Below are 13249 nucleotides of genomic sequence, written 5' to 3' on the forward strand. Positions count from 1 at the left end.
TTGAAAAGGAATGAGAACATGACGGAACAACAGTTTTACGAAGCTCTGCAAGAGAAAGGCTTTGAATTATCCGATACACAGAAGCAACAATTCAAACGCTATTTTGAAGTACTAGTTGAGTGGAATGAAAAGATGAACTTGACGGCAATTACAGATGCGCCGTCCGTATACCTAAAGCATTTCTATGATTCCATTACAAGTGCATTTTACGTGGACTTCACGAAGTATGAATCTGTTTGCGACGTAGGTGCTGGCGCAGGTTTTCCAAGTATCCCGTTGAAGATTATTTACCCACATCTCCACGTGACTATTGTAGATTCATTGAATAAACGTATTACATTCTTAAATCATTTGGCTGGGGAATTAAAGCTTGAAAATGTGGCGTTCGTCCATGCAAGAGCAGAAGAATTCGGTCGTAACCCGAAGTACCGTGAACAGTTTGATGTAGTAACTGCACGCGCGGTAGCACGGTTATCGGTATTGTCGGAGCTTTGCATTCCTCTTGCCAAACAAGGAGGACTTTTTGTTTCTATGAAAGGTGCAGCTGCATCTGAAGAAATGAAAGACGCTACTCGTGCTGTAAAACTACTTGGGGCAGTTTTACAGAATGAACATGAATTCTTATTACCGGAAGAAAATAGTGAACGTCACATCTTTGTATTTGAAAAGAAAAAGCAGACACCTAAGAAGTATCCTAGAAAACCAGGCGTACCTAATAAAACACCGATTACAGCAGACTAACTGTGGGAAATGTTTCACGTGAAACAATTGTTTAGAAGAGATAAAAAGGGAATAGTTTCGAAAAGGTGGTGCAGAGGTTGAAAAGTACTTTTTCGCGTTTTTTTGGTGGGGGAGAAAAGATGACTACGATTGAAGAAGTGAAAGTTCATCATCTGGAGAAGGTAGCACAAATTGCAATTGATTCAATTACAGCGAATCAATACCAGCCACGGGCAATTTTTAATGAAGAAAAAATCGAAGAACTAGCTAGAACAATTCATACACATGGCGTTATTCAACCTATTGTCATTCGAACAAAAGATGACGGATCATACGAAATAATCGCAGGGGAACGACGATATCGGGCGATGCGTAAGCTAGGTTGGACCGAAGTACCAGCAATTGTGCGGGATTTGGATGATAAAGAGACCGCCTCAATCGCTTTAATCGAGAACTTACAGCGTGAAGAATTGACGGCAATTGAAGAAGCGCATGCTTATGAACGTTTGTTAGAGTTACATGAATTAACACAAGAAGCATTGGCACAACGACTCGGTAAAGGACAGTCTACAATTGCGAATAAGATGCGTTTGTTGAAGTTACCTGAACCAGTTCAAACAGCAATTTTACAGAAAAAGATATCTGAACGTCATGCACGTGCATTGTTACCGTTAAAAGAACCAATTCTTCAGATGGAAGTGTTGGAAGAAATCAAAATAAATCAATATAACGTCAAAGATTTAGAAGCTAGGATTAAAGAAATCATGTACCCAACGGAATCAGTTGAGAAAGTGCAGCCTGCAAGAAGACGCGGGCCCCGACAAAAAGCCGTGAGTAAGGATGTTCGTATTGCTGTGAACACGTTGCGAGAATCTCTTGCACTGATATCTAAGAGTGGGATTGAAGTAGCATCTGAGGAAATGGATTCTGAAGAATACTACACAATTACGGTAAAAATAAGTAAAAAGTGACGAATGAAAACTCTTGCTGATTTACTAGCAAGAGTTTTCTTATATATCAATAGAGTTCGTACAGTGAAGATGATAAACTGAAATAGACCACATAGAAGATATTCTTTGTCAGGTATTTCAAGCACAGGAAGCAACCAGTAAAACTTTGGTATACTAGTAAGACAATCGAAATAGGAAAGAAAGCAGGTGCAAGAGTGGGTAAGATTATTGCTATAGCAAATCAAAAAGGAGGAGTCGGAAAAACGACAACTTCTGTAAACTTAAGTGCATGCCTTGCCCATTTAGGCAAAAAAGTGCTCTTAATTGATTCTGATCCACAAGGAAATGCAACGAGTGGAGTCGGTGTTAACAAAGGTGATGTACAAGACTGTATTTATAATATGTTAATTGATGATGTGCCAGTACGTGACGTGATTCTACCAACAGAAATTGAAAATCTTGAAATTGTCCCTGCCACTATTTCATTAGCGGGAGCTGAAATAGAGCTAGTTTCTACGATATCACGTGAGGTTCGCATGAAACACGCGATTCAAGATATTAAAGATGACTATGACTACGTCATTATTGATTGTCCTCCATCTCTTGGCCTTTTGACGTTGAACGCATTGACGGCTTCGGATTCAATCATTATTCCTGTACAGTGTGAATACTATGCGCTCGAAGGACTTAGTCAATTGCTCAGCACGATTCGACTGGTCCAGAAACATTTAAATGAATCACTTTATATTGACGGGGTATTACTGACGATGTTTGACGCCAGAACCAATCTAGGCATTCAAGTTATTGAAGAAGTAAAGAAATACTTCCAAGATAAAGTGTATAAAACAATCATTCCGCGTAACGTCCGTTTAAGTGAAGCACCGAGTCATGGTAAACCAATTATATTATATGATCCACGATCTAAAGGTGCGGAAGTGTACTCAGAGCTGGCAAAGGAAGTGGTGGAGAATGAGTAAAGGTCTAGGTAAGGGTCTTAATGCATTATTTCCTCGTGAAACATTGGAAAAGGTAGAGCTTATTCGTCTGAAAAGCATTAAAGTTAATCCGTATCAGCCGCGTAAAGAGTTCAATGAAGTGTCGTTGAACGAATTAAGCGAATCGATTAAGGAACACGGTGTTCTGCAACCAATCATCGTGAGAAGTGTTGGTACACAGTATGAAATCGTTGTAGGGGAGAGAAGATTCCGTGCTTCCGAACTAGCAGGCAAAAAGGAAATCCCAGCTGTTGTACGTGATTTAACAGATGAACAATCAATGGAAATGGCTATTCTTGAAAACTTGCAGCGGGAAGATTTATCTCCTATTGAAGTAGCAGAGGCATACCAAAACCTAATGGAAAGTCTGAAGCTAACACAAGAGCAACTTGCCTTTAGATTAGGCAAGAGTAGACCGCATATCGCTAACCATATCCGTTTACTCGCGTTACCCGAGAAAGTTTTGAAAGACATTTCCCACGGAATACTTTCAATGGGACACGGTCGTACACTTCTTGGGTTGCGTAAAAAAGAGCAAATCTTGGCTATTGCCGAAAAGACCAAGACGGAAGGGTTAAATGTTCGTCAATTGGAGAAACTGGTTCAACATTTAAATGAAGATGTTCCACGTGAAACGAAGAAGGAAAAGAAAAAAGATATATTTATTGAGGCACAGGAAAACACTCTACGTGAACAATTCGGTACAAACGTAACTATAAAGAAGACGAAGAAAAAGGGCAAAATTGAAATCGAGTTTCACTCAGATGAAGACTTTGAACGTATTCTTGAATTATTGAACGCTGAGTAATGATACACAAACCTATTTTGCTTTCGATGCAAAATAGGTTTTATTCTTGAAGAGAACTTGGACGTGACTACATGATATTGTTTGGTTCACTGTTTAATGTATTGACGATTATAATTGGTACATTAATCGGAAGGTTTTTATATGGAATACCTGAACGAATGAAGGAAACCATCATGTACGGAATAGGGATGGCTGTAGTAGCAATCGGCTTGCAAATGACATTTGAAACAACACAAATTGTCATTGTCATTCTTAGTATCGTGATAGGCGCAATTCTTGGTGAATGGATTGATCTTGATCAAAAAGTTAACCAATTGGGGCACTGGATTGAAAAGAAGTTACCGGCTAAAAAAGAAGGGCAGGGAATTGCACAAGGATTCGTTACGGCTACGCTGTTTTTTTGTGTAGGTTCCATGGCGATCATTGGAGCTATTGATAGTGGGCTCCGCAACGATCATAGTGTGTTAATAATGAAAGGAATATTAGATGGATTCACTTCAATCATCTTTAGTTCCACATTAGGTATTGGTGTTGCATTTGCGGCAATTCCTCTATTAATTTACCAAGGTAGTATAACCTTTCTTGCCACCATCCTTAGTCGGTTTGTTCCAGATGAATTAATGCAGTTATTTATTTCTGAAATGACGGCTACAGGTGGCTTGATGATTGCGGCTATTGGATTAAATTTAATCGGCTTGACGAAAATCCGGGTAGCCAACTTTATCCCAGGTATTGCGGTAGTTGCGGTCATCGTTACGATTGTATATGCTTTTTGAAGGTTGACGATGATGTGCTAATTGTAAGGCTCTACCAATCATACGACTCATTTCAAACGGTAGATGAAGACGAGTGCTTTGTAAAACTGCTTGCTCCATGAAGCCGCCTACGTTGACGATTCCTTTAACAGATACATCACCGACTAGGGGAAGTTCTTTTCCTACGGCTTTACCTGGTGCAATCGGACCGCTATGAAACAATAGATCACCAACAGCGTCCTTTTTACTTAGACAGGCATCAATCGCCACTACAAATGCTTCGGGGTATAATGTGCTTGTGAGCTCCATACGTTGTTGTAGATTCAGAGCGTGTAGTGGCTCTTGTAACGTGCCGACTACTGTATAAGGGAATAGACTTAGCTCTGACAAGTAGGAGCCTGTCAAAGGACCGAGAGAATCTCCAGTGGAACGATCAGTTCCGATGCAATAAAAAATGATTGGTTGTTGTTTAAATGGGATATGTTGCATGAAATAAGTGCTTAATTTCCACACGACACCGGTTTCTTTACTAGAAATTCGGTAATGATAAGAAGAGGGTTCGGCTGTATACATAGGGAGACACCAGTCCTTTGTGTTATATTTACGCTGAAATTCATACTGCGCATGTATTGCTGTGCAGTATATCCCGAGGGATAAGGGTTTATACGAAAGGAGGATTTCTTTCAATGGCATCTACTTCTGCTACAGAAGAAGCGAAAGAAAGCCTAAAAGGTTTAGAAGCAGCAATTCAACAAGTAAAAGATACGATATTCAGTGCTGACTTTTGGCTCTCTACCGGATTTTTTGCTATTCGCATTATCTTGATTATTGTGGTGGCAGGTGTAGTGGTAAAAGTGGGGCAAGTATTAATAAGACGATTCTTCGCCATTAAGCTAAAAAGTCCGATGCGCAAAACAGAACGACGTGAAAAGACCATGATCAAACTTTTGGAAAACGCCTTGAAATACATTGTCTATTTCTCCGCCATACTAGCCGTTCTGACGGAGTTTAAGATAGATGCAAAAGGCCTTCTTGCAGGTGCAGGTGTACTAGGTCTAGCTGTCGGTTTTGGTGCTCAGAGTTTAGTAAAGGACGTCATCTCTGGATTTTTCATTATTTTTGAAGATCAATTTGGAGTCGGCGACTATGTGCGTATTAATTCAGGTGAAGGTACGGTTATGGAAATCGGGCTTCGCACAACGAAAATCGCATTATACGGTGGCGAGTTATATACAGTACCTAACGGTCAAATAGGTGAAGTCGTCAATTACTCCGTCACGAACTCCATGGTTTTGCTCGATCTAGCATTATCCTACGAAACAGATATCGACCACGCAGAGGAATTAATCAAAGGATTCCTTGGGAAGTTACCGAGAGAGCGCTATTCAGAGGTGATTGGCGTACCGGAAGTGTTGGGCGTACAAAGTATGGAACCATCAAGGATCTTGCTACGTATTGCTGCGGAGACTGAGCCGGTTGCTAATTTTAACGTAGGTCGTAAACTTCGACAGGACTTAAAGAAATTCATGGATTTGAATGGAATTGAAATGCCTTATCCACGAATGGTAATACGTGAAGAACATAAGGAAGGGGATTCATACGATGGCGGACAAAGAGTTTAACTTGCATGACGTGGTGGAGATGAAAAAACAACACCCGTGTGGCACAAATGCTTGGAAAATCATCCGAATGGGCGCGGATATTCGAATAAAATGCGAAGGCTGTGGACACAGCGTCATGATCCCGCGTAATGAATTTGCTAAGAAGATGAAAAAAGTTCTGCTGAAGAACGAGTCTTGAGAACACGTGGACAATACACCGCATTATCCTTATAATGAAGTGGTTGACTAACGAATAATGTAAGCTTTGGATAGATAAGAAAGGTGTGGGAATAATGGCGTTAACAGCTGGGATTGTAGGTCTTCCGAACGTAGGGAAATCCACTTTATTTAATGCGATAACAAAAGCAGGAGCAGAGGCGGCGAACTATCCGTTCTGTACGATTGACCCGAACGTAGGAATAGTTGAGGTACCAGATGAGCGTTTAGACAAATTGACTGAGCTTGTCACACCGAAAAAGACAGTGCCAACTGCATTCGAATTTACCGATATTGCGGGGATTGTAGAAGGTGCAAGTAAAGGTGAAGGTCTTGGTAACAAGTTCCTTTCACATATTCGTGAAGTAGATGCGATTTGTCAGGTAGTCCGTTGTTTCGTAGATGAAAACATTACACACGTATCGGGAAAGGTAAATCCAATCGACGATATTGAAGTCATTAACTTGGAATTGATCTTGGCAGATATGGAAAGTGTAGACAAGCGTTTAGCTCGAGTTTCCAAAATGGCTAAGCAAAAAGATAAAGATGCGATGGTAGAAGAGCCAATTCTACTCAAATTACGTGATGCATTTGAAAATGCAATGGCTGCCCGTTCTGTAGAATTAACAGTTGATGAGTTGGATGTAGTCAAAGGCATGCACTTGTTAACAATCAAACCAATGTTGTATGTAGCAAACGTTTCAGAAGATGAAATTGCGGACGCAGCTAATAATCCATACGTACAACAGGTTCGTGATTTTGCAGAGAAGGACAATGCAGAAGTAATCGTAGTTTGTGCAAAAATTGAAGAAGAGATGGCGGAGCTTGAAGACGACGAGAAGGAAATGTTCCTTGAAGAGCTAGGTATCAAAGAATCCGGTCTTGATCAATTAATTAAAGCAACGTACAACTTACTTGGATTTGCTACGTACTTCACAGCAGGCGTACAAGAAGTTCGCGCATGGACATTCCGTAAAGGTATGAAAGCACCACAATGTGCCGGCGTAATCCATACCGACTTTGAACGCGGATTCATCCGTGCGGAGACGGTAGCATACGACGACTTAGTCGAGCACGGTTCCATGACAGCGGCAAAAGAGGCTGGTAAGGTCCGTTTAGAAGGTAAAGAATACGTCGTTAAAGACGGCGACGTTATGCTCTTCCGTTTCAACGTGTAATACAAATAAAGGCTGATTCTCCCCGTGAGAATCAGCCTTTTTCTTGGTTTGAAAGAGGTCCAGTTCAAGACCTGCAAGGGAAGTGAAAGAGTAAGTTAATTGGTGAGTACGAGGGGATTGCAACTCGGGCTGGGTACGCTTTCCGGTGGGCGTGGCTTGAGCCTCCTCGTCGCAAGTGTGTGCTCCTGCAAGGTCTCAAGGCTCACGCTGATCCACTCGGAGTCGACCCGACCTCCGTTGCAATCCTACGTTTATAGTAGACGGATGTAGATCACTTACTGTCAATAGTAAGTGAATTAGCATTGTCTTTGGACGTATTTGAAATCAAGAGCGATTCAAAAGCTGTAAAGAATACAACCCTGATTTCAGTAGACTAGAAAAAGTATCTTCCACTTGCATTGCAGGGATTGGAGTGTAGGAGGGGCGACTCCGCCCGATCAGGTGAGACAACCAAAGGGAGCTCAGCGACCTGCTTGGCTCACCGCGGGCCCTTCGGAAAGCGTCCCCTCCGAAGCGCAAATCCCCATTCCAATCCTACTGCCAGCTTTTTTATTTTATTGAGCAGGATAAACATACAACTTAGGCAACTCCGGATCATCCTTCACTAGTGCATCATCCGGAAACTTCTTTAACTCCTTGTACATCGCAAAATCTCCTGCTGCTCCGCCGATTAGCATCGCACCTAACAGCAACAGCACGCCATCATTGAAGTACAACGCCAGAACAGCAGGCAAGACACCTGTCATCCAAAATGGTAATAATAACGCTTTGCGGATACCTTTATTGTCCATCAACTGATCCGTGGTAGCATAGGCAACACCCATCTTCAAATTGACACCATATGCCATGTTCTTCCACGGCACATTACAAAAAATACGAAAACCAAGCAAATGGAAAAACTCATGTATAACAATCAATAAAATGTATCCAACCAAAGCATAACCAACATACCACACCGAAAATGACAGAAATAATCCACCTTGTAGCAGACCACGAATTATCAAAAGTGCTATAAGTGGTAGGAAAGTGAGCCAAAGACTTTGCTTCGCTATTTTCTGTAAGTCGAGTTCGACAATCACAGGTTGTTGTTCTTCCATGTGAAACCACTCCTTAATTCATTCAGTATAGTATATTGGTGGTTGATATTCCAATTGTGTTGTGATAGTATGTACTGATGTGAGTAATATTAAATTTACTTACTCCTTGCCCACTTGTAAAAGTAGGGCCCAAGTCCATAAGGAGGTGACTATTGATGAGAAAGTACGAAATTATGTACATTATGCGCCCAACTCTTGAAGATGACGCGAAAAAAGCGTTGATTGAACGTTTTGATACTGTCCTAACTTCAAACGGAGCGGAAATCATCGAGTCGAAAGAGTGGGGCAAGCGACGTCTTGCTTACGAAATCGACGACTTACGTGAAGGTTACTACCAATTAGTAACTGCTAACGCTGGTGCTGAAGCAATCGATGAATTTACACGTCTAGCGAACATCAACGAAGGTATCATTCGTCATATGACAATTCGTGTAGATGCGTAATCTGATATAAAATCTAATAAATTTATGATGAGGGAGGTTTGATTCTGAATGATAAACCGTGTCGTTTTAGTTGGCCGATTAACAAAAGATCCTGAGCTGAAGTATACACAAACTGGAATTGCTGTAACACGTTTTACACTGGCAGTGAACCGTGCGTTTGCTAATGCCCAAGGAGAACGGGAAGCGGATTTCATCACGTGTGTAGCTTGGCGTAAACAGGCTGAGAATATCGCGAATTACTTACGAAAAGGAAGTCTAGCTGGAGTGGATGGCCGTATACAGACGGGCAGCTTCGAAGGTCAAGACGGTAAGCGTGTTTACACGACAGAAGTTGTTGCGGATAGTACTCAATTCCTGGAACCAAGAAGTGCCAATACAGAACGTCAGCAAACACCATCTTATGGTGGTGGAGCTCCTTCTTATAACGCACCTTCTCAAGACCAAGGACAAGGATACAATAACCAGCAATCCTACCAACCGAATCAGCAAAATATGACACGTGTTGATAATGATCCATTCCAGCCAGGCGGCGGTCCGATTGAAGTAACAGATGACGACTTGCCATTCTGATAGAACGGTTCATTTAATACGTAAATAGGAAGGAGGACAACAATTATGGCACCACGTCGTGGAGGTCGCAAACGCCGTAAGGTTTGCTATTTTACTTCTAACCACATTACTCACATCGACTATAAAGATGTAGATTTGTTGAAGAAGTTTATCTCTGAGCGCGGAAAGATGTTGCCTCGTCGAGTTACTGGTACAAGCGCTAAATACCAACGTAAATTGACGGTCGCAATCAAACGTGCACGCATCATGGCACTTCTTCCGTTCGTATCTGAAGAGCGGTAATATATAAACCGCCACTGACTGAGTTACTCAGTCAGTGGCGGTTTTTTATTTATCTGGAAAATCATACAATCCATAGTCCATTGCGCATCCACTTTACTGGAAACCGCAACTGCCTGTATTTTTGATTTCACGTCGAATCGTGATACAATTAGAAGGATGATTGCAGCTTTATATGAATTAAGGAATGCAACACTTTGTCCCTTTATAATCAATAGGTGGCAAAAGAAGCAGTGAATGAATTGGGGCGTGGATATGCAAGATCAAGCAAGTAGAATTACGTACGGTGCGATGATGGTAGCACTCTTCGCCATATTACTGGCAATGACTTTATACGTACCATTACTCGGCTTATTGACATTGTTGCTCGTTCCATTGCCCATTACGATTTATCGTTTGCGCTATGACCGTGTCTCTACGCTGATGGTCGCGATGTGTACATGGCTTATCACATTATTGATTGGTGGCTTGCTTTCCATACCAGCAGCGGTTGTATTAAGTGCTGTTGGATTCGTTATCGGTGATACCGTACGAACAGGCAAGACGAAACTTTATGTATATATGGCAACCGGTGTCACATTGCTCATTTCATTGAGTCTATTGTATCTAGGCACTGTGTGGTTCATGAAAATCAACCCCATTGAACAGTTGATGCAACAATTTTCAACTATACAGCAGGAAGCACTTGTGATTCTATCCGGAATGGGAAATTCAACAAGAGAAATTGAGCGAACTGTGGCCGAGGCATTTACGTATTACCAAACCATTGTGCCTTCCCTGTTCATCTTGTCTGTTTTTGTAACTGCCTACATGTTTGTTATGCCCATTTTGGCGGTTGCAACACGTTTACGTTTTGAAGTTCCTAAGTTTGCTTCCTTCCTTAACATGCGTCTTCCATTTGCAACGGTACTAGCCTATCTAGCATTACTGTTGATTTCCATTTTGTCGCAGCCGGAACAAGGAACAACGTTTTATCTAATGGAGGCAAATGCCATTCTCATCTTTAGATTCTTATTCTTCTTACAAGGTTTGGCGTTAATTTACTATGCATTGCGCAAGATGAAGCTTCCAATAATCGTCAACGTGCTAGCTACATTATTCGCCATGTTCCTCAGTCCCTTCACCGTAATGTTGGGTGTTTTGGATATCGCCATTAACATTCGTACATGGATAGATAAAGACAAGAGAGCGTAGGAGATGAGATATTGAATTTATTTTATAAAAAACGTGGCATACGTATTCCGTTAGCATTCTTGTCTCTACTTGGAGCGGTAGGTTCCGTACTACTAATGCTATTAAACTTTTGGGTGGGACTGTTTTTTGCAGTTGCTTATGCGCTTGCACTAGGTACCGCTTGGAAAGTAGAGAATGAGAACTATTTGGAAACGGAGAAATATATTGAAACCTTATCCTACCGGATGAAAAGGGTAGGAGAAGAAGCGTTACTGGAGTTACCAATTGGGATTATTTTGCTGAATGATAAGCAATTAGTAGAGTGGGTCAATCCATTTATCAACTCGATATATCCCGACAAGACTTGGATTGGTTCACAGCTCTACGAAATGAATGAAGCATTTCGTCAAGTCATTAGAGAAGACAGTGAGCAAGATGTCATCGTATTGAATGATCGCTCGTACCGCGTGTACTATAAACCGGAAGAGAAATTGATCTATCTATTTGACGTAACAGAACGCTTAAAGATACAATCCCTTTACTATGCAGATCGAACGACGATTGGGATTTTATTGGTCGATAACTATGATGAATTGTCTCAGACAATGGACGACCAGACACGAAGCCAGATGAACTCACTGGTCACCTCATTGGTCAATCAATGGGCAGATGAATATGGGATCTTCGTAAAACGAATTTCTTCTGAGCGCTTCTTGGCTGTTTTCAATGAAGGTAAACTAGAACTTTTGGAGAAGACTAAGTTCGCGTTGCTTGATACGATTCGTGAGAATACATCTAAACACAGTGTTTCACTTACGTTGAGTATTGGGGTAGGGACAGGTACTACGTCGCTTACAGAGCTTGGTGAGTTAGCACAGTCGAGCCTGGATCTAGTTCTAGGGCGTGGCGGTGACCAAGTAGCGATCAAACACCATGATGGGAAACTGAAATTCTATGGTGGTAAGACAAATCCTGTTGAAAAACGTACGCGTGTACGCGCACGTGTCATTTCACACGCACTACGTGATTTAATCCAAGATAGTGACCGCGTGTTCATTATGGGTCATAAAATGCCTGACATGGATGCGATAGGTGCATCGATTGGTGTACGTAAGATGGCAAGGATGAATGGCGTTGAAGGCTATGTCGTCGTTAATTTTGATCAGCTCGATGCTAGTGTTGGCCGTTTGATGGATGAAGTACAGCAAGATGAAGAATTATATGACCATATGGTGATGCCTGAAGAGGCGTTGGAATTGATGACGGAGCGTTCGTTGGTCGTTATTGTCGATACGCATAAGCCAAGTATGGTTATAGATGAGCGTGTACTGGACAAGGCCCAGAAGGTTGTATTAATTGACCATCACCGACGAGGCGAAGAATTCATTAATAACACCGTGCTCGTTTATATGGAGCCTTATGCATCTTCCACAGCGGAACTTGTGACGGAATTACTGGAGTATCAGCCGAAGAATGAGAAGTTGACAATGTTGGAATCAACAGCGATGCTAGCAGGTATCGTAGTGGATACGAAGAGCTTTACACTTAGGACAGGTTCTCGCACATTCGAAGCCGCTTCCTATTTGCGAACGAATGGTGCTGATACCGTACTAGTACAGCGTTTATTAAAAGAAGATATTGCGACATATATTGAACGATCAAAACTAATAGAGACCGTAGAATTTGCGGGCAATGGAGATATTGCGATTGCGAGAGGGCAGGAAGAAGTCGTGCACAGCTCCGTACTGATCGCGCAGACAGCTGATATCTTATTGACTATGCAAGGTATTTCCGCTTCATTCGTCGTAGCAAAGCGTGATGATGGAAGAATTGGTATTAGCGCCCGCTCATTGGGCGAATTGAATGTTCAAGTCATTATGGAAGAGTTGGGTGGTGGCGGTCATTTAACAAATTCTGCTTGCCAGTTAAGTGTAGACACGATGGATGAAGCAATTACTATGTTAAAGGACGCACTAGATCAATACGTAGAGAGGGGAAATGAATGATGAAAGTTATTTTTTTAAAGGACGTTAAAGGAAAAGGTAAAAAGGGTGAGGTGAAAGAGGTCTCAACTGGATATGCACAAAACTTTTTATTGAAAAATAATGTAGCAGTTGAAGCGACTCCAGGTAATTTAAGTAAGTTGCAAGGCCAGAAGGATCGCCAGAAAAAGGATGCAGCTGCGGAATTAGCAGAAGCTAAAGAATTAAAAGAGCAAGTCGAAAAGTTGACTGTAGAGCTACAGGCGAAAACGGGCGAAGACGGTCGTCTGTTTGGTTCTATTACGTCCAAGCAGATTGGACAAGCGTTAGAAAAGCAAAACAAAATTAAAGTAGATCGCCGCAAGATGGAATTACCTGAGCCAATTCGTGCTCTTGGTTTTACAAATGTTCCGATCAAATTACACCCTGATGTAACAGCAACACTTAAAGTGCATGTTACAGAAGAATGATAAGGAGATAAT

General features: G+C 41.6%; 16 protein-coding genes. 14 read left to right on the plus strand and 2 right to left on the minus strand.

The features are described from left to right. The first annotated feature begins 18 nt into the window (after positions 1 to 18). The 5 genes from rsmG to CSV72_RS12125 all read left to right on the plus strand — a co-directional run bounded on the left by rsmG (position 19) and on the right by CSV72_RS12125 (position 4249). Positions 19 to 741 carry a 16S rRNA (guanine(527)-N(7))-methyltransferase RsmG gene (gene rsmG, locus CSV72_RS12105; RefSeq protein WP_099633749.1) on the plus strand — a complete coding sequence of 241 codons (723 nt, stop codon included), beginning with the start codon at positions 19 to 21 and terminating at the stop codon, positions 739 to 741. 77 nt (positions 742 to 818) lie between these two features. Then, positions 819 to 1691 (plus strand): nucleoid occlusion protein, encoded by an 873-nt coding sequence (noc, locus tag CSV72_RS12110; RefSeq protein ID WP_099678556.1) that lies wholly within the window; start codon positions 819 to 821, stop codon positions 1689 to 1691. 194 nt (positions 1692 to 1885) lie between these two features. Further along, complete coding sequence (locus CSV72_RS12115; protein ID WP_099633747.1) at positions 1886 to 2647, plus strand: ParA family protein; 762 nt, start codon at positions 1886 to 1888, stop codon at positions 2645 to 2647. Continuing rightward, on the plus strand, positions 2640 to 3473 hold the full coding sequence (locus tag CSV72_RS12120; protein WP_099678557.1) for a ParB/RepB/Spo0J family partition protein: 834 nt from the start codon (positions 2640 to 2642) through the stop codon (positions 3471 to 3473). Before CSV72_RS12115 ends, CSV72_RS12120 begins: the two co-directional genes overlap by 8 nt. A gap of 71 nt (positions 3474 to 3544) precedes the next feature. Then, positions 3545 to 4249 (plus strand): DUF554 domain-containing protein, encoded by a 705-nt coding sequence (locus CSV72_RS12125; RefSeq protein WP_099678558.1) that lies wholly within the window; start codon positions 3545 to 3547, stop codon positions 4247 to 4249. Here the strand turns inward: CSV72_RS12125 and yyaC are convergent. Next, positions 4160 to 4801, minus strand: coding sequence for a spore protease YyaC (gene yyaC, locus CSV72_RS12130; RefSeq protein WP_099678559.1), 642 nt, complete (start codon positions 4799 to 4801; stop codon positions 4160 to 4162). The genes CSV72_RS12125 and yyaC overlap by 90 nt on opposite strands. 113 nt (positions 4802 to 4914) lie before the next feature. Between yyaC and CSV72_RS12135 the strand changes: the two genes are divergently transcribed. From CSV72_RS12135 to ychF, 3 genes are all read left to right on the plus strand, one after another. Then, entirely contained in the window at positions 4915 to 5850 is a 936-nt protein-coding gene (locus CSV72_RS12135; protein ID WP_099678560.1) for a mechanosensitive ion channel family protein, read from the plus strand. Then, the gene (locus CSV72_RS12140; RefSeq protein WP_083034454.1) at positions 5831 to 6028 is read left to right on the plus strand and encodes a DUF951 domain-containing protein; all 198 of its coding nucleotides are present in this window, start codon (positions 5831 to 5833) and stop codon (positions 6026 to 6028) included. Before CSV72_RS12135 ends, CSV72_RS12140 begins: the two co-directional genes overlap by 20 nt. Before the next feature lie 94 nt (positions 6029 to 6122). Further along, positions 6123 to 7223, plus strand: a complete 1101-nt coding sequence (ychF, locus tag CSV72_RS12145; RefSeq protein WP_099678561.1) for a redox-regulated ATPase YchF — start codon at positions 6123 to 6125, stop codon at positions 7221 to 7223. A gap of 554 nt (positions 7224 to 7777) precedes the next feature. On the opposite strand, the gene CSV72_RS12150 is transcribed toward ychF, so the two are convergent. Then, positions 7778 to 8320, minus strand: a complete 543-nt coding sequence (locus tag CSV72_RS12150) for a DUF3267 domain-containing protein (protein WP_099678562.1) — start codon at positions 8318 to 8320, stop codon at positions 7778 to 7780. Positions 8321 to 8475: 155 nt separating this feature from the next. On the opposite strand from CSV72_RS12150, the gene rpsF reads away from it, so the two are divergent. From rpsF to rplI, 6 genes are all read left to right on the plus strand, one after another. Further along, positions 8476 to 8763, plus strand: coding sequence for a 30S ribosomal protein S6 (gene rpsF, locus CSV72_RS12155; RefSeq protein WP_029054372.1), 288 nt, complete (start codon positions 8476 to 8478; stop codon positions 8761 to 8763). A gap of 48 nt (positions 8764 to 8811) precedes the next feature. After that, entirely contained in the window at positions 8812 to 9333 is a 522-nt protein-coding gene (gene ssb, locus CSV72_RS12160; RefSeq protein ID WP_099633740.1) for a single-stranded DNA-binding protein, read from the plus strand. 45 nt (positions 9334 to 9378) lie between these two features. Then, positions 9379 to 9615: a 30S ribosomal protein S18 gene (rpsR, locus tag CSV72_RS12165; protein ID WP_029054370.1), complete on the plus strand. Its 237-nt coding sequence runs from the start codon at positions 9379 to 9381 to the stop codon at positions 9613 to 9615. A gap of 252 nt (positions 9616 to 9867) precedes the next feature. Then, positions 9868 to 10806: a DUF2232 domain-containing protein gene (locus CSV72_RS12170; protein WP_158232210.1), complete on the plus strand. Its 939-nt coding sequence runs from the start codon at positions 9868 to 9870 to the stop codon at positions 10804 to 10806. An 11-nt stretch (positions 10807 to 10817) separates the two neighbouring features. After that, on the plus strand, positions 10818 to 12791 hold the full coding sequence (locus tag CSV72_RS12175) for a DHH family phosphoesterase (RefSeq protein ID WP_099678564.1): 1974 nt from the start codon (positions 10818 to 10820) through the stop codon (positions 12789 to 12791). Further along, on the plus strand, positions 12791 to 13237 hold the full coding sequence (rplI, locus tag CSV72_RS12180) for a 50S ribosomal protein L9 (RefSeq protein ID WP_099633771.1): 447 nt from the start codon (positions 12791 to 12793) through the stop codon (positions 13235 to 13237). The genes CSV72_RS12175 and rplI overlap by 1 nt, the downstream gene beginning before the upstream one ends. The last annotated feature ends 12 nt before the right edge of the window (positions 13238 to 13249 follow it).

The organism is Sporosarcina sp. P20a (assembly GCF_002743175.1).
Taxonomy (GTDB): domain Bacteria; phylum Bacillota; class Bacilli; order Bacillales_A; family Planococcaceae; genus Sporosarcina.